The sequence below is a fragment of the Roseobacter sp. TSBP12 genome (assembly GCF_009129705.1).
GTDB classification, from domain to species: Bacteria; Pseudomonadota; Alphaproteobacteria; order Rhodobacterales; family Rhodobacteraceae; genus Celeribacter; species Celeribacter baekdonensis_A.
The window spans coordinates 26,857-49,089 of the sequence record NZ_PYIB01000041.1; the positions used below are offsets into that span (position 1 = coordinate 26,857).

The following is a 22,233-nucleotide window of genomic DNA, read 5'->3' on the forward strand; positions in this document are numbered from 1 at the left end:
GCATGCTCTTTATCAAGGCGCTTGATGTAATAACATAACGTTTGAGGCTGTCATGACCCTTCGCCCCTCCCTTTTTGCTTTGGCGCTTTGCTCCACCGCTGCCGTGATCACCGCCGCCGCACAGGCCGAGGTTCCCAATGTTGTCACTGACATCGCCCCGATCCAGTCGCTTGCAGCGCTGGTCATGGGCGATCTCGGTGCGCCCGTCGCGTTGATGCGCCAAGGGGCTTCGCCGCATGATTACGCCCTGCGCCCTTCTGATGCAGAGGCGTTGCAATCTGCCGATCTGGTGCTTTGGACCGGGCCGGAGCTAGCGCCCTGGCTGGCAGAAATGGTCGGAAAGGTTGCACCGGAAGCCGTGTCTGTTCCGTTGGCGGAACTTGACGGGGCTGTTGAGCTGCCGTTCCGCGAGGGTGCGACGTTTGAAAAGCATGTACATGGGGAAGAGGGGCATGATGATCATGCGGATGACGATGACCACGATGCACATGATGACCACTCAGACGATGACCATGCGCATGATGATCACGCAGGCGATGACATTGCGCATGATGATCACGCAGGCGACGATCATGCAGATCATGACCACGCGGGCGAAAGCCATGATCCGCACAGCTGGTTGGACCCGATGAATGGTCGAATTTGGTTGGGCGAGATCGCCACGCAACTGGCGGCGCTCGACCCGGACAATGCCGAGACCTATCGCGCCAATGCCACCACGGCTCAGGCGCAGTTGGACGAGATGATCCAAACCATCTCAACCGAGATGGCGCCTTTGCAGGACATGAAGTTCATCGTTTTCCATGATGCCTACCAGTATTTCGAAAACCGATTTGGTCTCTCTGCCGCTGGGGCGATTTCTTTGAGCGATGCCTCGGCACCAAGCCCCGCGCGCATCCGCGAGATTCAGGACGAGATCAAAGCGCAAAACGTCACCTGCGTGTTTTCTGAGCCGCAATTTAGCGCCGCTTTGGTCGAAACCGTATTGGATGGCACTTCGGCCAAATCCGCCGTGATCGACCCGCTTGGCGTTGCAATCACCCCCGGTGCGGAGTTTTACGGCGATTTGATCCAAGGGGTTGCGGCGGCTTTTGCCAGCTGCGCCGCAGAATAGTAAAAAAAGGGCGCGGCGCATGGGGTCGCGCCCTTGTTTGACCGGCCTTGGGGATTTACATCCCAAGGCATGAAAACACACATCCCCTTTCTCAACACCCCTCCACGGGTCAATGTTTTGCGCCTCAATGGCGCAATCATGACCCGTCAGGGCGGATTGAATGACCAAAGCCTCGCCTCCTCCATTGAACGCGCCTTTCGCAAAGGCAAACCTGTGGCTGTGGCGCTGTCGATCAACTCGCCCGGTGGCTCGCCGGTGCAATCTTCCTTGATTGCCGCGCGGATCACGCGGTTGGCAAAGGAAAAGGAGCTGCCCGTTTATGCCTTCGTCGAAGACGTGGCGGCTTCGGGTGGCTATTGGTTGGCTTGTGCGGCCGATAAGATTTTCGTTGATTCAAGTTCGGTTGTCGGCTCCATCGGCGTGATTTCGTCGGGATTTGGGTTTGATCAATTCATCGCCAAACATGGGGTCGAGCGGCGGGTCCATACCTCTGGGCGCTCGAAATCCATGCTGGACCCGTTTCGCCCGGAAAATCCCGAAGATGTGGTGCGGCTCAAAGCCTTGCAAGAAGAGATTCACCACGCTTTTATCGCCCATGTCAGCGCCGCGCGCTCTGAGAGACTGAGCAAAGAGGTCGAGCTGTTTGATGGCTCCTTCTGGACTGGCAAAACAGGTGTGGATTTGGGACTGGCCGATGGGATCGGCCATTTGGTCCCGACGCTCAAAGACATCTACGGCGATAAACTGCGCCTGTCGGTTTTTGGCCCAAAACGTCCGCTGTTGCGCCGGTTTGGAGCCGAATTGTCGGCGGGACTTGTTGCTTCGGTCGAAGAACAGGCGCTTTGGTCACGGTTCGGGCTCTGACATGGTGTTTAAAATCATCACGGTCTTTTTGATCTTCATGATGGTTCTGGCCATTTTCGGGCGCTTGCGTTTCCCCGGACAAGACAAGCTCAAAGATATGAAATGCCCGCGCTGTGGGCGCTATAAAATTGGCAAAGGCGCGTGCGCCTGTGGAAAAGGTGGACGCTGATGGATTTTTTGATGGCCGTAGCCGGGCTGGTGCTGTTGTTGGTGGCGGGCGACCTTTTGGTGCGCGGGGCGGTCAATTTGTCCTTGCGCCTCGGTGTTCCGGCGCTGATCGTGTCTCTGACCGTTGTGGCCTTTGGCACCTCCGCGCCTGAGTTGCTGGTTTCTGTATCCGCCATTGTCGATGGCGTACCCGGACTTGCGCTTGGCAACGTGATTGGGTCGAATACGGCCAATATCCTGTTGGTTTTAGGCATTCCGGCGATGATCACAACGCTGCATGTGATCGACAATTCCACTCGTGCGTCATACCTCCAAATGCTTGCTGCGACGGTGTTGTTCATCCTGCTCGCGCTGCGCGGCGAGTTTGATTGGATTGCCGGTGTGACCCTGTTGGCGGCACTGGCCGCCATGCTTGGCCATGCGGTCTATGAAGCGCGCTGTCACCGGGCTGCGGTCAAAGAGGCGGCGTCTTTGGCCTGTGAGCCCTCAGAGGTCGAAGGCGCTGACCCCGACATGCCATGGTGGAAAGTCATCACCTTTTTGATCCTTGGCTTGATCGGCCTGCCTATTGGTGCGCAGCTTTTGGTGGACGCTTCCACTAATATCGCCCGCGCCTATGGCGTGTCTGAGACGGTGATCGGGCTGACTTTGGTGGCGCTGGGGACCTCCTTGCCGGAGCTTGCGACCACTGTGATGGCGGCGCTGCGCAAACAGGCGGATGTGGCTTTTGGCAACGTCATCGGATCTAACATGTTCAACTTGTTGGGCATTATTGGCATATCAAGCCTTATTGGCAAAATCCCCGTCGATGTCGAAATCATGAAGTTTGACATTTGGGTGATGTTGTCCGTGTCGGTTCTGCTTGGGATTTTCGTGCTGCGCCGGATCGATATCACGCGGATCTGGGGTATTGTTCTTTCCGCCCTATATGTCCTCTACGTTTTGGCGGTGCTGAACTAACGCGTCTCGGGAAACGCCTGACACGAGAGGGCCGCACGCGACAGAGGAGAGGATCATGGCTTTGAGAAAGGCGCTTGTGACGGGTGCGGCTCGACGGCTTGGCCGGGCGATTGCGCTGTCGCTGGGGCAGGCGGGCTATGACGTTGCCGTGCATTACCATCGCTCAAAAGAGGAGGCCGACACGGTAGTTGCCGAATTGCGCACGATGGGTGTGCGGGCCGAGGCGGTTCAGGCCAATCTTTTGTTGGAGAGCGAGGTGGAGGGCCTCATGGCGCGGGCGCGTGAGGTCCTTGGCGGGCCGGTGACGCTTTTGGTCAACAACGCGTCTGTGTTTGAACCCGATGAGATCGACACCGCCACGCGCGACAGTTGGGATCGGCATTTTGAAAGCAATCTGCGCGCGCCGTTTGTGTTGATTCAAGACCTGGCGGCACAGGCGCCTGATCCGGTCATGGATGATGCAGGCCATCCTGTTGCACAGGCGCTTGTGGTCAATATGATCGACCAGCGCGTGCGCAAACTCACGCCGCAATTCATGTCCTACACCCTGGCCAAATCCGCGCTTTGGACCCTGACCCAAACGGCGGCGCAGGGCCTTGCTCCGCGTGTTCGGGTCAATGCTATCGGTCCGGGGCCGACCCTTAAAGGCGCGCGCCAGTCGCCCGAAGGCTTTGCCGCCCAACAGGATGCCACAGTTTTGCGCCGGGGATCTGCACCCGCCGACGTGACCGCAGCGCTCGCGTATTTCATCGCTGCCGAGGCGGTGACAGGACAGTTGATCTGCGTTGATGGCGGGCAACATTTGGCTTGGGAAACGCCAGATGTTTTGGGGCCTGAGTGATCCAAATCAAACAGGTGCGACAAAAGTTTTGCACGGGGCGCAGATTTGTTTCAGCTTTGTTACCAAAATGTAAATAAATTCAATGATTTGCGCGGTGTTTGAAAAAAAATACAACAAAAACAGCGCCTTGATAAATTGACTATTTTTTATGCATTTGGGCGAAGCAGCCCGTTTTCAAAGGAAAACTCCTGTTCACGAAAAGTTATAAGCACAGTTATCCACAGAAATGGTGGATGAGTTTCCTCTTGCTCTCAAAGCGATAAGATTGCAGCCAGAGGTAGGAATCAGACAAAGAGTCACATGAGCGAAAAAGACGACATAACCGCCCTGAGCGACCCCCACAAAGACGTCCCGCGCGGTCATGCCGTGATCGAGGGCTATCTACGGATGTTGGATGGGTCCCCCGGTGTGTACCGGATGCTCGATCCCGATCATCGGGTGCTCTATGTTGGCAAGGCCAAGCACCTGAGAAACCGGGTGTCGAACTATGCGCGGCCAAGCGGCCATTCCGCGCGCATCGCCAAGATGATCTCGGAAACATCGCAAATGATGTTTCTCACCACGCGCACGGAAACCGAAGCGCTGCTGCTTGAGCAAAACCTGATCAAGCAACTCAAACCGCATTACAACGTGCTGTTGCGCGACGACAAATCTTTCCCGAACATCCTCGTGACCAAGAATCACGACTTCCCTCAGATCACCAAACACCGCGGCGCCAAGTCCAGCAAAGGTGCCTATTACGGACCCTTCGCCAATGCGACGGCGGTCAATCGCACGCTCAATCAGTTGCAAAAGGCGTTTTTGTTGCGCACCTGCGCCGACAGTGATTTCGCCAATCGCACCCGGCCGTGCCTGCAGTATCAAATCAAACGCTGCACCGCGCCTTGTGTGGGAAAAATTTCAAAAGAGGATTACGCCACCCTGGTGAATGACGCCGAGCGATTCCTTCAGGGCAAGGATTCGGGGATGCAAAAGCGCCTCGCAGAAGAGATGCAAGCGGCGTCTGACGCGATGGAATTTGAGGTAGCTGCCGGTCTGCGCGACCGCATCCGCGCCATGACCCAAGTCCAGACCGCGCAGGGCATCAATCCACGCACCATCAGCGAGGGCGATGTGATCGGTCTGCATATGGAAAGCGGGCAGGCCTGTGTTCAGGTGTTCTTTATTCGCGCCCATCAAAACTGGGGCAACCGCGATTTTTACCCGAAAACCAATGGGGCGGAGGCCGAAGAGGTGCTCAGCGCCTTCATCGGTCAGTTTTACGATCAAAAGGAACCGCCGCGCCAAATCATCCTGTCGCATGATCTCGAAGAGCGGGAGTTGATCGAAGCGGCGCTGTCGGAAAAGGCCGGGAAAAAGGTCGAAATCCTTGTGCCGCAACGGGGCGAAAAGGCCGAGATTGTCGCGGGGGCTGTGCGCAATGCCCGCGAAAGTCTGGGCCGGAAAATGTCGGAAACGGCGGCGCAGGCCAAACTTTTGGCCGGGGTGCAGGCGGCGTTTGATCTACCGAACCTGCCGCCCGCATCGAGGTCTATGACAACTCCCACATTCAGGGTGCCCATGCGGTGGGGGCGATGATCGTGGCCGGCCCCGAAGGTTTATGAAAAACCAATACCGCAAATTCGACATCAAGGGCGACGAGATCACGCCGGGCGACGATTTTGGCATGATGAAAGAGATGCTGACGCGGCGCTTCAAACGTCTGCTCAAAGACGACCCGGACCGCAGCAAAGGGCTTTGGCCGGACCTGTTGTTGATCGACGGTGGCGCGGGGCAGGTGTCTGCGGTGCGCGAAATCATGGTGGAGCAGGGCGTGACCGACATCCCGATGGTCGGTGTGGCCAAGGGCATTGATCGCGACCAAGGCAAAGAAGAATTCTACCGCACGGGCAAACGCCCCTTTGCGCTGCAACGTAACGATCCTGTGCTGTATTTCATTCAACGCCTGCGCGATGAGGCACACCGTTTTGCCATCGGCACCCACCGCGCCAAACGGTCGAAAGCCATTTCTGCCACGCCGCTCGACGATGTCCCCGGCGTTGGGGCCACACGCAAACGCGCGCTTTTGGCGCATTTCGGCTCGGCCAAGGCAGTGTCATTGGCCAATCTGGCGGACCTCAAAGCCGTCACTGGCATTTCCGAGACCATCGCCCAAACCATCTATGACTTCTTCCATGAACAGCGCTAAGCGGATAAAGAGACATCTATGACCTGGAACATTCCCAATATTCTCACTGTGTTTCGCCTGCTTTGCGCCCCCGGCGTGGCTTTGGTGTTTTTGATCCTGCCGCGTCCACTGGCGGATTGGGCGGCACTGATCCTGTTTGTCTCGGCCTCTACCACCGATTTTCTGGACGGCTATTTGGCGCGCAAATGGGACCAGATGTCAAAGTTCGGTACGATGTTGGACCCGATTGCCGACAAGGCCATGGTGGTCACCGCCCTTGCGGTGTTGACCATGTTGCATGGCATCAACGCGCTGGTTGTCATCCCGGCGGCCTTTATCCTGTTGCGCGAAACCTTCGTGTCGGGATTGCGCGAATTTTTGGGCGACACGGCAGGCACATTGAAAGTCACCAAATTGGCCAAATGGAAAACCACGGCACAGATGGTGGCGATTGCGGCGTTGTTTGGCTATGGTGCTTTGGATTTTCCGCCGCTGTTCACCTTGGGGATTTTGATTCTGTGGGTTGCGGGTGTTTTGACCGTGTTGACGGGATGGGATTACCTGAGCAAAGCCCTGCCATATTTGCGAGATGACCATGACGCTTAATCTGCTCTATTTCGCATGGGTGCGCGAACGCATCGGGGAGCCGCGTGAAACCGTCGAGACCTCTGCTGAGACGGTGATGGACCTTGTGGCCGAGTTGAAAGCCCGTGAGCCGCGCTATGAATTGGCCTTCTCCGATCTCGCCTCCCTAAGGGTGGCGTTGGATCAGGAATTGGCGGAATTTGATGCACCTTTAGCGGGGGTACGCGAAGTGGCGTTCTTCCCGCCGATGACGGGCGGCTGAGCATGGCAGTTCCGGTGCGCATTTCGGTTCAGGCAGAGGATTTCGACCTCGCCACGGAGTTGAGCGGCTTTGGTCATGCGGCCAACACCGGCGCAACCGTGACGTTCACCGGGTTGGTGCGCGATGACACGGGCGCATTACAGCACATGGAAATTGAACATTACCCCGGCATGTGTGAGGACGCGATCCGCAAAATCGCCGACGAGGCTGCTAACCGCTGGGCGCTCACTGATTGTCTGGTGATCCACCGCTTTGGGCGCCTTGTGCCAGGAGAGCAGATCATGATGGTCGCCACTGCGGCCCGGCACCGATCAGAGGCCTTTGCCGCCGCTGAATTTTTGATGGATTATCTCAAATCCCGCGCACCGTTTTGGAAAAAAGAAGTCACCCGCGAAGGGGCCGAATGGGTCGCCGCCAAAGACAGTGACGAAGACGCGCTGAGCCGTTGGTAGGCGCATCACAGATGAGGGTCAGCCTGCGCTGTGCTTTTCGATATAGGCGCGCAGCTCTTCGGCCTCTTGCCGCGCCTCGCGCAGCCCGTCCATCGCGGCGCGCAACTCTGCATCTGTTTGGCTTTGCTGATTGATCAACTCGGATTCACGTTGCTGGTAATAGGTGATCGCCTGGTCGCGGACCTCTTCGGCTTCGTGAAGTTGCTGCGCCATTGTGTCGAGATCGCTCATTTCGCCTTGGCCAACGCGTACAAAACGGTGGACCAGCCAATGCGCAAACCATCCCATCAAAAAGGCGATAAAAAGCACGATCGCCGTGGCGATGATCAATTCAATTCTGTTCATTCGGTTGTTCCGTCCGTTGTCTCGCCCGTTTTATCGACCTGGGCCTCACCCGCAGTCTCGTCTGCGGGGGCGTCAGGGGCCGCCTCGGGAGTCACATCCGTGCCGTCGGTCTGTGCGTCTGTCGGCGTTTGCGCGCCCCCGTCGATGAGTTTGAACTCAATGCGCCGGTTCGCCTCCCGGCCTTCTTCGGTCTCATTGTCGCCAATCGGATTGGCCTCGCCATAGCCTTTGGCGGTAAAGCTCACACCGGCCACACGCCGCATCAAAAGCCCGTCCAAAACGGCGTTTGCGCGCTGGGCCGACAGGTTGAGGTTCATTTCCTCACGGCCCTGACTGTCACTGTACGCGCCGATTTCCATTTCGACGTTTTCGCAGTCTTTCAGCGTCTCGGCGATGCGATCCACTGTCTCATTGGCGGCGGCGTTCAATTCCGTGGACCCGGGATCAAACACGATCTTTGAGGCCGCCAAAATTTGGTTCGCCTGTGCGACGCATTCCGCAGGTGTCGGCAGGTTCAGGACTGGATCGAGTTTGCGGATATAGTCGACAGAGATGTTGAAATTCTGTCCCTCACCCAGTTTCTCAGACAACAGCCCGGCAATGGCGGCTTTGGCATTGGGGTCGCCGGTTTGACCACGCACATCAACGGTATTGGCGGTCATGGTCACGGCGCCTTGGTTGAGTTGCGAGAGCGCTTCGATGGCGGCCATCGCGCGCACGGACCAGCCCTCGGGCAGGCTGTCATCCACGCGCATCGCCGAATAGACGGATTGTGCACCAAAGGCCGCGCGGGCCAAGGCTTCGGTGGCCAATTTGCTGCGTTCATCCGCGATCCGTCCGCGCAATTGGGTCTGGCCTTCGGGCGAACGGGTTACGGTGAATTCCGGGCGGGCGTTTTCTGCCTCGGCCACGTCTGGTTCTGGCAAAATGCTGTGCAGGGTGAAGGTCGGTGGCAGGTCCGCTTCCAATTCGCCAACCACTTTGTCAAACAGCGCTTCTGAGGTGCCTTGACTCGCGATCAGGCTGACATCGCCGTCCGAAAAGGTCACCGACCCACTACCCAATTCTTGCAGCGCGCGCATCCCGGTTTCGACCGCCTGTGCCCATTGCGCCGAAGGGGCACCAAGCCCGATGGTGCAATTTGGATTGGCAATGCCTGCAGCACGCGCCGCGGCAGTGATCCGGGCAAGGCCTTGCGGGGTTTCGGCGGCGCAAGCGTCAAACCGCGGGCCTGTCTCATCAATCAAAAACCGTACGGTGAACGGCGTGATCACCGGGCGCGGCGCCGATATTTCGATCGTCACGGGGATGGTCTTTGGGCGTTCCTCTTTGAGGGTTTTCTCAAATGACGCCTTTTGCGTTTTGCTGTCGGCAAGGGCCGTGACAGTGATTTTATCTGCGGCCAGAGAAATTTTGGACCGTGGCAAAAGGCCGATGGCCTCCAGGCCAAATTCCATCGCTACGTCCCAATGTTCGGGGCTTGGATAATCCGCCTTTTCGAGGAAATCAGCGATTGACCCTGTGCCACCGGCCTTTTTCAACAGGTCGATGAACTTCGGATGATCCCAAGACGACGGCACCAGCCCGATCAGAGAAATCCCATCGTCATTGCGCAGGATTTCGATAGAAAATCGCGGGGCAGGGATGGCCTCTTTTTGGACCACGCTCATCACATTCATCACCCGCGCCGGATCGACCACATGGCCTGCGGCCCGCTGTGCGGCCAATTGAGTTTGCTCGTCGGGCGCGATGCCTGTCAGGACGATTTGCAACCCATCGCCTTGCACATCCACCCATTCATAACCACGCAGGTTCATTTGATTTTCAACCGCATGGGCCGACATCGTTTCAATCGTACGGGCCCCAACGGCAGCGGCGGCCAGACTTAGGACGGCTCCGGTGAGAATGGCGGCGAGGATGGGTAAAAACTGTGTAATCCGCATGGGCTGCGCTGGCCTATATATTCAATTTGGCCTTTGTCTTAGGGGCATATGGCCTTTGCTGCAATCAAAGGAACACAGATACGGCAAGAAACAGCGCAGCCAAAAGCCCTGTATCGCGGTTGGCGCGGAACAGTTTGAGGCACATGTCTGGGTTTTCGGTGTCAAGTTTGGTCATCTGCCACGTCATATGAAGCCCCATCGCCCAAGGTGCGCCCAAGGCGACGACAAGCGCCAAAATCGAGCGGTCCACAAGCGCCTCAACCACGCCCGCCCCCATCAACACAACGGTGATGACCAAAAACCGTCTGAGCCACCGCGCCGTATCGTCGCCAAACAGGAGTGCAGTGGATTTGATGCCGATCATCGCATCGTCGTCTTTGTCTTGGTGAGCATAGATCGTATCGTAGAAAATCGTCCAGGCGATGCCGGCGAAATAGAAAAAGAACGGGGCGGTGCTCAGGCGACCGGATACGGCAGCATAGGCCAAAATTGCGCCCCAGTTGAAAGCGAGGCCCAAAAACACCTGTGGCCACCATGTAAACCGCTTGGCGAAAGGGTAAATCATCACCGGGACAAGCGAGAGTAGTCCCAGAAGGATCGCCAGCTTGCCAAAGCTCAACAGAATCACAAGGGCGATCAGAGTCTGGAGGACCATCCAGATCGCCGCCTGTTTGACGGTGACTTGACCCGAAGGGATCGGGCGGCTTTTGGTGCGTTCAACTTTGCCGTCAAAATTACGGTCTGAGATGTCGTTCCAGGTGCATCCCGCGCCACGCATCAACCACGCGCCCAAAGCACAGCCGATCATGATCACAGCGTGCGCAGCCCAAATGTCCCGGTTTCCGCCGCCGCCAATAACGCGCCCCACCAACAGGGGAGCAGGAGCAACCAAGTGCCAACAGGCCGATCCGCCCTTGAGAGGCGCAAATAAGGCCGGGTCCATGCGGGCGCATGACTATCGACCCAATTGCCTTTGACAGCGTCAAAAACCTGTCCACTCGTCTCTGGTGCTTTCGGTGTGTCGATCATATGTTTGCTCCATGAGCGAAGAACAGTTTCAGGCGAAGATCCGCCTCTATGTAGATCACCCTCTGGCCGAGGGGCAATCCATTCCTCTGGAGAGGGATCAGGCGCATTACCTTTTTGGGGTGATGCGACAGCCAGAGGGGGCGTATGTCGCGCTGTTCAATTCGCGCGATGGCGAATATGTGGCCGAGATCACGCAGGCGGGCAAACGCGGTGGGGAACTGACCTGTCGGATACAGAGCAAACCTTTGCAACTGCCGCCCGATCTGTGGCTTTTGTTCGCGCCGATCAAAAAGGCACGCACCGATTTTATCGTGGAAAAAGCCGCCGAGATGGGCACGCAGCGCATTGTGCCTGTGCAGACCGAGTTTACCAATTCGGAACGCATTCGTCAGGATCGGTTGCAAGCCCATGCCATTGAGGCGGCTGAGCAATGTGGTGGGACCTATGTGCCCGAAGTGGCCGATCTGGTGAAGCTCGACCGGCTGCTCGCGGAGTGGGATGAGACCCGTCAGATTATGTTTTGTGACGAAAGCCTCGTGGGCGCGGCCGAAGCTCTTGGCGATGTCAAAGGCGGCAAATGGGCGATTTTGATCGGCCCTGAGGGCGGGTTTTCCGAGGTCGAGCGCAAACGCCTTCACGCGCTGCCCTTCACCCATGCCGTCTCGCTTGGTCCGCGCATCCTGCGCGCAGACACCGCCGCCGTCGCCGCCTTGACGATCTGGCAAACCCATCTTGGGGATTGGTCCTGATGCGACCCGAGGTCAAAGCGATGCTGTGGCGCTGGCGCGAGGTTGCCGTAGCGCTCGTGGTTGTGGCGCTTTTGGGCTGGTGGGCGGTGTCCTCTTTTGGCGTGATGCGCTGGATCGCCTTGGGCTTTACCGGACTGGCCATTGTTTTCGCGGTTGCCGCCGTGCAGCGCGCGCGCTTTGCCCATAAGGGCGATGGCTATGGCTCGGTCGAGGTGGACGAGGGCGTGGTCAGCTATTTCACCCCCTACACCGGCGGTCAGGTCGAGATTGACGCGATGACCTGCGTGACCTTGCTTCCTGCTGTCAAAGGCCCGGCGCATTGGCAATTTGACGCACCCGGTCAGCCGCCACTTTTGATCCCTCTGGATGCGTTTGGGGCGGATCGGTTGTTTGACGTATTTGTCACGCTGGATGGGATTGAGACTGAAAAAATGCTGCGACAAATCAAACAGACGCCCGATCATCCAGTTGTGATCTGGCGGAAACGCACAGCGCTTCTGCGCTGAGATGCGAACCGAATGATGGCCTTCGCATTGACTTCATGATCCTCTTGACCCAAGTCTACCGCACTGAATTCAACGCTCCGGAGTAGCCCCATATGTCCATTCCCCAATCCGGCGGAGGCTTGATCGAAAGCTATGACGATCTGGTCAACTTTTTTGCAGAAGGCTGTAAACCTCGCGAAAATTGGAAAATCGGCACCGAGCATGAAAAGTTCGGCTATTGCAAAGACACGCTGAACCCTCTGCCTTACGCGGGCGACCGCTCGATCAAAGCGCTGCTTGAGGGTTTGCAGGATCGGTTCGGTTGGGACCCGGTGTTTGAAGGCGAGCACCTGATTGGTCTGACGCTCAATGGCGCAAATGTGTCGCTTGAGCCGGGCGGGCAGTTGGAATTGTCCGGCGCGCCTTTGGACACCATCCACCAGACCTGCGACGAGGTGAACGAACATCTGCGCGAAGTGCAATCTGTCTCCGACGAGATGGGCGCGCGCTTTATCGGTCTGGGCATGGCGCCGCATTGGACCCATGACCAGATGCCGTTGATGCCCAAGGGCCGCTATAAATTGATGGACGCCTATATGGGCAAGGTCGGGACCACCGGCACCCAGATGATGCGCCGCACTTGCACGGTTCAGGTGAACCTCGATTTCTCCTCCGAAGCCGATATGGTGCAAAAGTTCCGCACCGCTTTGGCGTTGCAACCTGTTGCCACCGCATTGTTCGCCAATTCGCCATTTATGGAGGGCAAACTCAACGGTCATAAATCGTGGCGTTCTTACATTTGGCGTCACCTTGACCCGTCGCGCACCGGCATGTTGCCGTTTGTGTTTGAGGATGGGATGAGTTTTGAGCGCTACACCGAGTATGCCCTCGATGTGCCGATGTATTTCGTCTACCGCGATGGCAAATATATCGACGCGCTGGGCATGTCGTTCCGCGATTTCTTGAAGGGCAAATTGCCCGCTCTGCCAGGTGAAAAGCCAACACTCTCTGATTGGGCGGATCACCTCACCACGCTGTTCCCCGAAGCGCGGATCAAGCAATATATGGAAATGCGTGGTGCCGATGGCGGGCCTTGGCGGCGTCTTTGCGCGCTTCCTGCCTTCTGGGTCGGCTTGATGTATGACCAAAACGCGCTGGATGCGACGACCGACCTGATCAAAGGCTGGACGCCGGAGTTTCGTGAGAACCTGCGCGTGGCCTCCTCTGTTGAGGGGCTGCAAGCTCAGGTGGATGGGGTCAAAATGATCGACCTCGCGCGCGAATGCGTGTCGATTGCCGAAGCGGGCCTGAAGGCGCGCGCCTGCCCCGGCGCCGGTGGATTGGTGCCGGATGAAACTCATTTCCTGAACGCGCTCAAAGAGAGCATCGAGACCGGACATGCCCCGGCCGACGAACTTATCGAGAAGTTCGAAGGCGAGTGGAATGGCGATGTAACCAAAGTGTTTGATGAATATTCCTACTGAGACCTCTGAGGTTTCAAACATGAAAAAGGCGGCAAACCAGATGGGTCTGCCGCCTTTTTTCTTGCCATGGATGGCTTATTCGCCGCGATTGACCGGCGGGATTGCACTGTCTGTGTAGCTCAACGGAGCCTCTTCGCCCGTGATCGGGTCGGGGCCAAACCGGTTCGGACCGGATGTGCCTTTGGACACAGCCCAAATCACCAAGATTAGCCAGCCGATCAACGGGATAAGGATCAAAAACACCCACCAGCCGGACCGATTGACGTCATGCAAACGGCGCACCCACACGGCCAAGCCGGGCAGCAAAGTGGCGAGCGAGAACAGTCCAGAGGTCGGTCCGGTGAGTTCTGGCACGCCGAAAAAGATCATGTCAACGCCGCCAAGAATGATGCTGGCGATGATGGTGAACAAGACCCACCACCAATACTCTGCCCGGCGCGCACGGCCTTGCAATGTGATGTATTTCGAGAAACAGGTTTTGATTGCAGTTAAAAAAGTCATGTCATTTTTCCAATAGGGCCTGACGTGACTTTTTCTGATCTGACTTGGCCCAACAAGGGGAAAAATGGGCCTGATTACCCGGTTTTGCCCAAAACGCGCGTTTTGTAATACTCTTGGATTTCCCGGCGGCGGGCGTCTTCAAATTCCTCTGAATTGGCCCCGCCCACATCCGGCACACGCATCAACGCGGCATAGGCCGAGGTCGAAGAGGGGCTATTGCCCCACCGTTGATTGCCGCCATTCGGCGGCGGTCCCCACCTGTTTTCACGGGTCTCAGAGGGCAAGATGTAAAAAATGAGAAGGACAAGCGACCCAATGGGGAGGAAGCTCAGCAAAAGCCACCACCCGGACTTTCCGGTGTCGTGCAATCGGCGGAATTGGAGTGAGAGGTTGGGGATGATGTTGAGGACAAAGAACCAAACGAGCAATGTGCCGCCTTTGTACAGGTCAATACACAAAAGCCCGAAAACAATCGCGTAATACAATGCAAACCACCAAAATTCAGACCGCGATGCGCGCCCTGAAAAGGTGAAGGCTCTGAAATAGCCGTTCTCAACGGCTTTCAATGGTCCAGCCATACTCGTATTCCCAACCCAATGTTGTCATGGTTATGCTGACGTCAAATCGGGACAGGAATGGGGCGCAAAGCGCTCTATTTTACGGAAATCAGCCCTTTTTGCCGATCTTTGTTTCCGTGCCCGCTTTCAGGCGAGCGATGTTGTCGCGATGTTTGTAGAAAATCAACGCGGTGAGCACCAAAACAAGGATCGCGCCATGCAGGTGGTAAAACGCCGCCGTGTAAATCGGGGCCATCAATGCGGCGACCAAGGCCGAAAGGCTGGAGTAGCGCGTCACAACGGCGACCAAAAGCCATGTTGCACAGGCCAAAAGCCCGACAGTGAGTGAGAGCGCCAAGAGGGTTCCAAGGAAAGTGGCAACGCCTTTGCCGCCTTTGAAGCGCAGATAGATCGGGTAGAGATGACCCAACATGGCGCAAAGTCCGGCGATCCCGGCGGCTTGTTCGCCGACCAAAACCCGCGCCAAAATCACCGCCAAAGCACCTTTGCCGCTGTCGCCCAAAAGTGTGAGGAAGGCGGCCAATTTGTTGCCGGTGCGCAAAACATTGGTGGCGCCAATGTTGCCCGACCCGATCTGACGCAAATCGCCAAGTCCAAACAGGCGCGCCATGACGATGCCAAAAGGGATCGACCCCAAAAGATAAGCGACCAGCGCGGTGACAATCAGCATCAATAGCGTCATCGGTGTTCTCCGTGGAAAATGAGGGGTCGATTGAAGGTGTCTCAGCCTTCGAACACCCGCAGGCCATCGACCCAAGTGCCGATGACTTTGCCCTGCATTCGCGCGCCGTCAAAGGGGGTATTTTTCGATTTCGAGCGCAGTTTAAACCGATCCAGCACAAAAGGCGCATCCGCATCAAACAACACCAGATCCGCAGGCGCACCTTCCGAGAGCCGACCCGAGGCCAGCCCCATGCGATGGGCGGGGTTCAGCGCCATCGCCCGGAACAATTGCGGCAGGCCGAGTTGTCCCGAGTGATAGAGACGAAGCGCGGCAGGCAGCATCGTTTCAAGTGCGACAGCACCCGATGCCGCCTCTTCAAAGGGCAAGCGTTTGCTTTCCTCATCCTGCGGTGTGTGCATCGACGAGATCACATCAATCAGCCCGGAGGCGACGCCCTCAACCATCGCCAAACGATCGTCTTCGGATCTGAGCGGCGGTTTGACTTTGAAAAAGGTGCGGTAGTCGCCAACATCGAGATCATTGAGCGTCAGGTGGTGGATCGACACGCCTGCGGTGACATCAAATCCGTTTTGCTTTGCGCGTTCCAAGGCGGGCAGGGCGCGTGCCGTGGTCAATTGATCAAAATGATAGCGCACGCCAGTCATCTCGATCAGCGCCAAATCCCGGTCCAATCCCATCCGTTCGGCCATGGGCGACACCGCGGGCAGGCCGCGCAGGGTGGCAAATTTGCCCGAGGTCACAGCGGCGCCTTTCGAGAGGCCGGGGTCTTGTGGGTGGCCAATGACCAGAGCACCACAAGAGCGCGCATAGGTCAGTGCGCGCTGCAACACTTTGTTGTCTTCAACCACATGGTCGCAATCGGTAAAGGCCACGGCACCCGCATCCAACATAAAACCAATTTCAACCATCTCGTGGCCCGCGCGCCCCTTGGTCAGCGCGGCCATATGTTTGACCTTCACAATGGCGTCTTCTGCCGCCCGGCGTTGAACAAATTCCAACACTTCGGGGGTATCAATCGCGCTTTGGGTGTCGGAGCGGGTGATCATTGTGGTCACACCGCCCGCCGCCGCCGCACGTCCGGCGGAGGCAAAACTTTCTTTGTGGCGCTCGCCCGGTTCCGATACTTTCACCCCAAGGTCCACGATCCCCGGCGCAAGGCATTTGCCGCCGCAATCAATGCTTTCGCCCCGTGGCGGTGTGCCCGTGCCGGTTTCGGCAATCACATTGCCTTCCATGCGAAGCCAGCCCAGATCGTCGGTCAGGGTTTCGGGATTGATCAGACGCGCATTGGTGAAAATCGTCATGCTTTGCCTCTCTGAATGTCGCGGATCAGCCCAAACACATTTCGGGCGTTTTGAATTTTGGTAAACATGGGCGCGCCATCAAAGCGGGAGCCCACAAGCGGTGTGGCTTTGTCTTGAAACCGCAATGTGCCGGGCTCCTTGCCGTCGAATTCGATCCCTAGCGCGGGCGTCAGGTCCAGCGCATTGAGGGTGGGTCCGACAAAGGGCAGGTGCGTGGCAAAAAACGCCCGGCGATTTGTGAGTGAATACCATGTGCGCGAGGCCACAAACGGCATGACAAAAATTGGCCCGATCGCCACGGCCAGCCCGGCAAACAGATGGATCAGCCCAAAGAGCCAAATGGTTCCCGCCCGCATCGCCATCGACATCCAAAACACCGCAAATCCCGCGAACATCATGCCGAACAAAAAGACCGGAATCTGTCGCCGCGACAGGCGGAGCGGCACAGACGGCTGTCCCTGCCACAGCACAAGTTCGCCCGGCGCAAGGATATCCTGCCAGCCATTCGTCATCTGCCGACCCAGACAAAGGCGGCGACAAACACCGCCAAAAACAGCAAAACAACGGTCGCGACCATGCCCGACATGCGCGCGGATGACATGGGGGCTTTGCCTTCGGGCAATTGGCCAAGGGCGCTTTCGGATGTGATGTCTTCGGGCAAGGTCAGATCCGTGGTCAAGCCATAGCGCCCGATCAGACGGAACGGCGCGTCGGGGTCAAACCGGCGCTCGGCCTCGGCCAGGCCTTGGGAAAACACCACCAAGACCGGGCCGGTGAGCGCGTTCAACATCGCCGCATCATTGCCCACGGCCATGCCATTGGCCTCGCTGAGGTAACGCGCAAATCCGTAGTCTTCGAGGTGTGAAAGATCAAACCGCTCCATCGCCTCAACTTTTGGCGCGCTCCATAGCCCCAAAGCCTCCGCCAAGGCCTCGGGCGAGAGCGCATCCAGTTCGTCGAGCGGTCCGTCAAAGGCAAAGACCCAAACACGCCGTGTTTCACCGCCGGGGATCTCAAAGGGATCGCTCACACCATCACCCCTTGGCCCGAGGTTTCGCGTGAGGCGCGCAGGTTTTGCGCCAAAAGGTCCATCGCCGCCATGCGCACGGCGACGCCCATTTCGACCTGTTCCTGGATCACCGAGCGGTTGATGTCGTCGGCAATGGTGCCGTCAATCTCGACGCCGCGGTTCATCGGTCCGGGATGCATGACAATCGCGTCGGGTTTGGCATGAGCCAGCTTTTCGGCGTCCAAGCCGTAGCGATAGAAATATTCGCGCTCGGACGGGATAAACCCGCCATCCATCCGCTCTTTTTGCAACCGCAACATCATCACCACATCGACATCTTGCAAGCCTTCGCGCATGTCGTCGTAAATTTCGCAGCCAAATTCGCGAAACTGTTCGGGCACCAAGGTCGGCGGGCCGACCAAACGCACACGGTTTTCCATTTTACCCAAAAGGATCAGGTTAGACCGGGCCACGCGGCTATGGGCAATATCGCCGCAAATCGCGATGTTCAGGCGGTGCAACCGGCCTTTGGCGCGGCGAATGGTCAGCGCATCCAATAGCGCCTGTGTCGGGTGCTCATGCCGCCCGTCACCGGCGTTCAGAACCGCGCAATTGACCTTTTGCGCCAAAAGATCGACAGCGCCAGAATGCGGGTGGCGCACCACCAACAGGTCCGGGTGCATGGCATTGAGCGTCAGCGCCGTATCAATCAGCGTCTCACCCTTTTTGATCGAACTGGCCTGCATCGCCATGTTCATCACATCCGCGCCAAGTCGCTTGCCCGCCAATTCAAACGAGGCCTGCGTGCGGGTCGAATTTTCAAAAAACATGTTGATCTGGGTGAGGCCTTTGAGCGCGTCGGAGTGCTTATTGGCCTGACGGTTCAGATCGACATAGCGATCCGCCACATCGAGAACGGTTTTGATCTCTTCGGGATGAAGCGGCTCGATCCCCAAAAGGTGTTTTTGCCGGAATGCCATGATGCCCTCTCTCAAACGATCGTGCCTTTGCAGTGCTTATAGAAAAGGGGGCGCGGGCGGGCAATGGCTGCTGTGGCCCTGTCACCGATTTACCTTGGCGTTCGCGCATTGTAGCGTGGGCGAATGGAGACTCAGATCGACTATTGGCAAGCACATGCTCTTTTGGAGTGGCAGATCGAACTCGGCGCAACCGAGGCGATCGCGGAGACACCTGTCAATCGCTATGAGGTCGCAGCCGCTGCGCCCACACCTGCGCCTGACGCGCCCGCTGCGGCTCGCCGCCCCGCCCCGCCCGTTGTGGCGGCGGCCAAGGAGGTTGATCCGGTTGAGGCGGCGATGGCGCTGGCCAAATCTGCCACTTCATTGGAGGCACTGCGCGACGCAATGGCCAGTTTTGATCTGTGCGATCTCAAACGCGGCGCGCGCAATTTGGTGTTTTCTGACGGCACTCCCAAGGCGCGGGTGATGATCATCGGCGAGGCGCCGGGACGCGAAGAGGATCAACAGGGCAAACCCTTTGTTGGTCGTTCGGGTCAGCTTTTGGACAAAATGTTTGCCGCCATCGGCCTGGACCGAACCTCACCTGACAGCGAACATGCGCTCTATATCACCAATCCGATCCCGTGGCGCCCGCCGGAAAACCGCGATCCGACGCCTGCGGAAATCGCCATGCTGAAACCGTTTTTAATCCGCCATATCGAATTGGCCGATCCGGATGTGATCGTGCTGATGGGCAATTGGGCCTGCACAGCTCTGTTGGGTCGCGCCGGGATCACCCGGCTGCGCGGCACTTGGCAGACCGTTTTGGGCAAACCCGCCATGCCAATGACCCACCCGGCCTATTTGCTACGCACCCCCGTGGCCAAGCGCGAGGCGTGGGCCGATCTTTTGGACATCCAAGCGCGGCTCCGGACCCTCACATGATTGTCGATCTGCTGACACTCGCGGCGTTTGTGCCTGCGGCTTTGGCGCTCAATCTGACCCCCGGCGCGGATATGATGTTTTGTCTCGCCCAAGGCCTGCGTGGCGACCGGCGCGCGGCCGTGGCCGCCAGTGCCGGGATTTCTGCCGGTGGCATGATCCATGTGACCTTGGCGGGTCTTGGCCTTGGCGCGCTGGTTGCGGCGAACCCGGCGATTTTTGGGGTCATCCGCTGGATTGGGGTCGCATATCTGCTCTGGCTTGCGCTCAAAACGGTGCTGACCCCGCTGCCTGCGATGCGCTCCAACATCACTCTCAAAAGCCGTGCGCGTGCCTTTCGTGACGGGATGATCGTCAATGTTTCGAACCCCAAGGTCATCCTGTTTATTCTCGCCTTTGTTCCTCAATTCGTCGATCCCGCACGCGGGTCCGTATTGGGTCAATTCCTCATTTTTGGCGCTGTGATTGGCCTCGGGGGCTTTGTGATCAATGGCGTTGTCGGCTGGTTCGCGGTCGGGCTGGGCGGCGTTTTGGCACGGAGCCGCGTGATGGAGCGTGTGTTACGCTATGTCTCTGCCAGTATCTTTGGCGGTCTCGCCTTTAAACTGGGTCTCGATTTTACCCGTTAGATTTCACCATGGAGCGCCGCGCATGAGCCGTATTGACGACAGCCTTGACTTTATCCCCATTCGCATCGCGGTTTTGACCGTCTCAGACACGCGCGGGATTGAGGAGGATCGGTCCGGTGCCGCTTTGGTGGAGATGATCACCGAGGCCGGGCATATTTTGGCGGACCGCCAAATTGTCACCGATGATCGACCTTTGATCCGCGATCAGCTTCAGGCCTGGATCGACAGTCCCGAGGTCGATGTGGTGATTTCGACCGGCGGAACGGGGCTGACCGGGCGTGACGTCACGGTTGAGGCCCATCGCGATGTCTATGAAAAGGAAATCGACGCCTTCGGGACAGTCTTTACCATCGTGTCGATGCAAAAAATCGGCACCTCCGCCGTGCAATCGCGCGCCACGGGCGGGGTTGCGGGCGGCACCTATTTGTTTGCGCTGCCGGGTTCGACAGGGGCCTGTAAAGACGCGTGGAACGAGATCCTGAAATGGCAGCTCGATTATCGCCACAAGCCCTGCAATTTCGTGCAAATCCTGCCGCGTTTGGACGAGCACCTGCGCCGTAAGTGACCCCTGACGGAAACGTGAGCACTGAGCGCGACGGGTTTTTATCGTTTGTGCGTATGATACTCTGTCGTGGACTGTGCCGGGCCAAGCCCTAACTCTATTCAAAATCCGCCTCTCGGGGGCATGAACCAAAGGTTTTACGGAATGCGCTTTTTCCGCCGCTCTTTGATCGGTCTTTTCCTTGTCTCTCTGACGCTCGCCTTGCTGGCGGGCGCGGGCTATCGGTTTTATGCGGCCTTTCAGGCGCGTCTCGCGGCGGAAAGCGTGCCGCCACAGGCGCGCGAGCGGCAGTTTTCGGTTAATGTGATGGAGGTGGTGCCAACCACGGTCACGCCGGTCTTGGTCAGCTATGGTCAAATTGCGGCACGGCAAACCCTGGAGTTGCGTGCGCCAGTGTCAGGGCGGATTGTCGCCTTGGCCGATGGGTTTCAAGAGGGCGGTGCGGTCAAGGCAGGTGATGTGATCTTGCGGATTGATCCGGCGGATGCCGAGGCCGCGGTGCGTGTGGCCGAAGCCGATCTTGTCGAGGCCGAAGCGGGCCTGCGCGAGGCCGAGCGGTCGCAGCTTTTGGCGGTGGATGATTTGGCCGCCGCCGAGGCGCAGCGGGATTTGCGATTGGCCGCGCTTGAACGACAAAAGAATCTTTTGGATCGTGGAGTTGGTAGCCCGAGCGGCGTCGAAGATGCGGCTTTGGCCCATGCCTCTGCGGGTCAGTCGGTTTTGTCCAAACGTCAATCTTTGGCCGATGCCGAGGCCAGCGTGGACCGGGCGCACACCGCCGTTCTGCGTGCCCAAATTGATCTGGACGAAACCCGCCGCCGTTTGGATGACACCACAGTCATCGCCGCGTTTGACGGGGTTTTGAGCGACGTCTCCGGCGCCTTGGGCACGTTGTTGAGCAGCAATGAGCAATTCGCCACGCTGATCGCGCCAGACGCGCTCGAAGTCGCATTTCGCATCTCCACCGAGCAATATGCCCGCCTTGTGCAAGACCGCGGCGCGCTGCCCGATATGGCCGTGACTGCGACGCTCGATGTGTCGGGGCTTGATCTGGTCGCCATGGGCACGGTGACGCGCGAAAGCGCCGCTGTGGCCGAAGGGCAAACCGGGCGGATGCTTTACGCGCGTTTGGACAGTGCCCCCGGATTTCGACCCGGCGATTTCGTGACGGTTCAGGTGCAAGAACCGGAGCTGGCCGATGTTGCTCTCCTCCCCGCACGTGCGGTTGCGGCCAATGGCACGGTGCTTGCCGTTACGGATCAAGGCCGTCTCGAAGAGGTGTCCGCCCCCATTTTGCGCCGTCAGGGTGATGATGTAATCGTCGATGCGCGCGGGGTTACCGGGCGTCAGGTCGTTTTGGAGCGCTCGCCACTTTTGGGCGCGGGCATCCGCGTCAAAGTCAACGGCGCGCAACGCGGTGACGCGCAAGCTCCAGAGGGAGAGGATGCCACGATGGTTAAACTCACCCCGGAACACCGCGAAAAACTTTTGGCCTTTGTCGCCAGCAACACGCGGATGCCCGAAGACGTCCGTGCCCGGATCACCGAACAACTGGCCGCCGATGTAGTGCCGACTGAGCTGATCACCCGCCTCGAAGACCGGATGGGGAGCTAAAT

General features: G+C 58.1%; 23 protein-coding genes and 2 pseudogenes. 15 read left to right on the forward strand and 10 right to left on the reverse strand.

Annotation, left to right across the window (positions count from 1 at the left end):
- Nucleotides 1–52: 52 nt before the first annotated feature.
- The 8 genes and pseudogenes from C8029_RS11785 to C8029_RS11820 all read left to right on the forward strand — a co-directional run bounded on the left by C8029_RS11785 (nt 53) and on the right by C8029_RS11820 (nt 7,413).
- Entirely contained in the window at nt 53–1,114 is a 1,062-nt protein-coding gene (locus tag C8029_RS11785) for a zinc ABC transporter substrate-binding protein (protein ID WP_009572324.1), read from the forward strand.
- A gap of 69 nt (nt 1,115–1,183) precedes the next feature.
- Nucleotides 1,184–1,978, forward strand: a complete 795-nt coding sequence (locus tag C8029_RS11790) for a S49 family peptidase (protein WP_009572325.1) — start codon at nt 1,184–1,186, stop codon at nt 1,976–1,978.
- A 168-nt stretch (nt 1,979–2,146) separates the two neighbouring features.
- Complete coding sequence (locus C8029_RS11795) at nt 2,147–3,106, forward strand: calcium/sodium antiporter (RefSeq protein WP_009572327.1); 960 nt, start codon at nt 2,147–2,149, stop codon at nt 3,104–3,106.
- Nucleotides 3,107–3,158: 52 nt separating this feature from the next.
- Nucleotides 3,159–3,947, forward strand: a complete 789-nt coding sequence (locus C8029_RS11800; RefSeq protein WP_286189899.1) for an SDR family oxidoreductase — start codon at nt 3,159–3,161, stop codon at nt 3,945–3,947.
- Between the two features lie 300 nt (nt 3,948–4,247).
- Nucleotides 4,248–6,135: pseudogene (uvrC, locus tag C8029_RS11805) on the forward strand (excinuclease ABC subunit UvrC).
- 18 nt (nt 6,136–6,153) lie between these two features.
- Nucleotides 6,154–6,720, forward strand: coding sequence for a CDP-diacylglycerol--glycerol-3-phosphate 3-phosphatidyltransferase (gene pgsA / locus C8029_RS11810; RefSeq protein WP_009572330.1), 567 nt, complete (start codon nt 6,154–6,156; stop codon nt 6,718–6,720).
- Nucleotides 6,710–6,961 carry a molybdopterin converting factor subunit 1 gene (gene moaD / locus C8029_RS11815; protein WP_009572331.1) on the forward strand — a complete coding sequence of 84 codons (252 nt, stop codon included), beginning with the start codon at nt 6,710–6,712 and terminating at the stop codon, nt 6,959–6,961. The genes pgsA and moaD overlap by 11 nt, the downstream gene beginning before the upstream one ends.
- A 14-nt stretch (nt 6,962–6,975) precedes the next feature.
- Nucleotides 6,976–7,413, forward strand: coding sequence for a molybdenum cofactor biosynthesis protein MoaE (locus C8029_RS11820; RefSeq protein ID WP_040402418.1), 438 nt, complete (start codon nt 6,976–6,978; stop codon nt 7,411–7,413).
- Nucleotides 7,414–7,431: 18 nt separating this feature from the next.
- Here the strand turns inward: C8029_RS11820 and C8029_RS11825 are convergent, their stop codons facing one another.
- The 3 genes and pseudogenes from C8029_RS11825 to ubiA form a co-directional block, all read right to left on the reverse strand.
- Nucleotides 7,432–7,758, reverse strand: a complete 327-nt coding sequence (locus tag C8029_RS11825) for a hypothetical protein (protein ID WP_009572333.1) — start codon at nt 7,756–7,758, stop codon at nt 7,432–7,434.
- Nucleotides 7,755–9,701: an OmpA family protein gene (locus tag C8029_RS11830; protein WP_152002947.1), complete on the reverse strand. Its 1,947-nt coding sequence runs from the start codon at nt 9,699–9,701 to the stop codon at nt 7,755–7,757. The genes C8029_RS11825 and C8029_RS11830 overlap by 4 nt, the downstream gene beginning before the upstream one ends.
- Nucleotides 9,702–9,765: 64 nt before the next feature.
- Nucleotides 9,766–10,730, reverse strand: a pseudogene (ubiA, locus tag C8029_RS11835) (4-hydroxybenzoate octaprenyltransferase).
- 11 nt (nt 10,731–10,741) lie between these two features.
- Here ubiA and C8029_RS11840 point away from each other — a divergent pair.
- The 3 genes from C8029_RS11840 to C8029_RS11850 all read left to right on the forward strand — a co-directional run bounded on the left by C8029_RS11840 (nt 10,742) and on the right by C8029_RS11850 (nt 13,448).
- Nucleotides 10,742–11,479: a 16S rRNA (uracil(1498)-N(3))-methyltransferase gene (locus C8029_RS11840; RefSeq protein WP_152002948.1), complete on the forward strand. Its 738-nt coding sequence runs from the start codon at nt 10,742–10,744 to the stop codon at nt 11,477–11,479.
- A complete protein-coding gene (locus C8029_RS11845) occupies nt 11,479–11,985 on the forward strand; it encodes a hypothetical protein (protein WP_009572337.1) in 507 nt (168 codons plus the stop codon). Before C8029_RS11840 ends, C8029_RS11845 begins: the two co-directional genes overlap by 1 nt.
- A 92-nt stretch (nt 11,986–12,077) precedes the next feature.
- Complete coding sequence (locus tag C8029_RS11850) at nt 12,078–13,448, forward strand: glutamate--cysteine ligase (RefSeq protein WP_152002949.1); 1,371 nt, start codon at nt 12,078–12,080, stop codon at nt 13,446–13,448.
- A 75-nt stretch (nt 13,449–13,523) separates the two neighbouring features.
- Here the strand turns inward: C8029_RS11850 and C8029_RS11855 are convergent, their stop codons facing one another.
- The 7 genes from C8029_RS11855 to C8029_RS11885 all read right to left on the reverse strand — a co-directional run bounded on the left by C8029_RS11855 (nt 13,524) and on the right by C8029_RS11885 (nt 18,505).
- On the reverse strand, nt 13,524–13,949 hold the full coding sequence (locus C8029_RS11855; RefSeq protein ID WP_152002950.1) for a DUF805 domain-containing protein: 426 nt from the start codon (nt 13,947–13,949) through the stop codon (nt 13,524–13,526).
- A 74-nt stretch (nt 13,950–14,023) separates the two neighbouring features.
- Nucleotides 14,024–14,527 (reverse strand): DUF805 domain-containing protein, encoded by a 504-nt coding sequence (locus C8029_RS11860; protein ID WP_152002951.1) that lies wholly within the window; start codon nt 14,525–14,527, stop codon nt 14,024–14,026.
- An 88-nt stretch (nt 14,528–14,615) separates the two neighbouring features.
- The gene (gene plsY, locus C8029_RS11865; protein ID WP_152002952.1) at nt 14,616–15,209 is read right to left on the reverse strand and encodes a glycerol-3-phosphate 1-O-acyltransferase PlsY; all 594 of its coding nucleotides are present in this window, start codon (nt 15,207–15,209) and stop codon (nt 14,616–14,618) included.
- A gap of 41 nt (nt 15,210–15,250) precedes the next feature.
- Nucleotides 15,251–16,516: a dihydroorotase gene (gene pyrC / locus C8029_RS11870; protein WP_152002953.1), complete on the reverse strand. Its 1,266-nt coding sequence runs from the start codon at nt 16,514–16,516 to the stop codon at nt 15,251–15,253.
- A complete protein-coding gene (locus tag C8029_RS11875; RefSeq protein WP_152002954.1) occupies nt 16,513–17,028 on the reverse strand; it encodes an aspartate carbamoyltransferase catalytic subunit in 516 nt (171 codons plus the stop codon). Before C8029_RS11875 ends, pyrC begins: the two co-directional genes overlap by 4 nt.
- On the reverse strand, nt 17,025–17,546 hold the full coding sequence (locus tag C8029_RS11880; protein ID WP_009572344.1) for a hypothetical protein: 522 nt from the start codon (nt 17,544–17,546) through the stop codon (nt 17,025–17,027). Before C8029_RS11880 ends, C8029_RS11875 begins: the two co-directional genes overlap by 4 nt.
- Nucleotides 17,543–18,505 (reverse strand): aspartate carbamoyltransferase catalytic subunit, encoded by a 963-nt coding sequence (locus C8029_RS11885; protein ID WP_152002955.1) that lies wholly within the window; start codon nt 18,503–18,505, stop codon nt 17,543–17,545. Before C8029_RS11885 ends, C8029_RS11880 begins: the two co-directional genes overlap by 4 nt.
- A gap of 123 nt (nt 18,506–18,628) precedes the next feature.
- On the opposite strand from C8029_RS11885, the gene C8029_RS11890 reads away from it, so the two are divergent.
- From C8029_RS11890 to C8029_RS11905, 4 genes are all read left to right on the forward strand, one after another.
- A complete protein-coding gene (locus tag C8029_RS11890; protein WP_152002956.1) occupies nt 18,629–19,429 on the forward strand; it encodes a uracil-DNA glycosylase in 801 nt (266 codons plus the stop codon).
- Nucleotides 19,426–20,055, forward strand: a complete 630-nt coding sequence (locus C8029_RS11895) for a LysE family translocator (protein ID WP_152002957.1) — start codon at nt 19,426–19,428, stop codon at nt 20,053–20,055. Before C8029_RS11890 ends, C8029_RS11895 begins: the two co-directional genes overlap by 4 nt.
- Nucleotides 20,056–20,077: 22 nt before the next feature.
- A complete protein-coding gene (moaB, locus tag C8029_RS11900; protein ID WP_009572348.1) occupies nt 20,078–20,620 on the forward strand; it encodes a molybdenum cofactor biosynthesis protein B in 543 nt (180 codons plus the stop codon).
- A gap of 141 nt (nt 20,621–20,761) precedes the next feature.
- A complete protein-coding gene (locus C8029_RS11905; RefSeq protein ID WP_152002958.1) occupies nt 20,762–22,231 on the forward strand; it encodes an efflux RND transporter periplasmic adaptor subunit in 1,470 nt (489 codons plus the stop codon).
- Nucleotides 22,232–22,233: the final 2 nt, after the last annotated feature.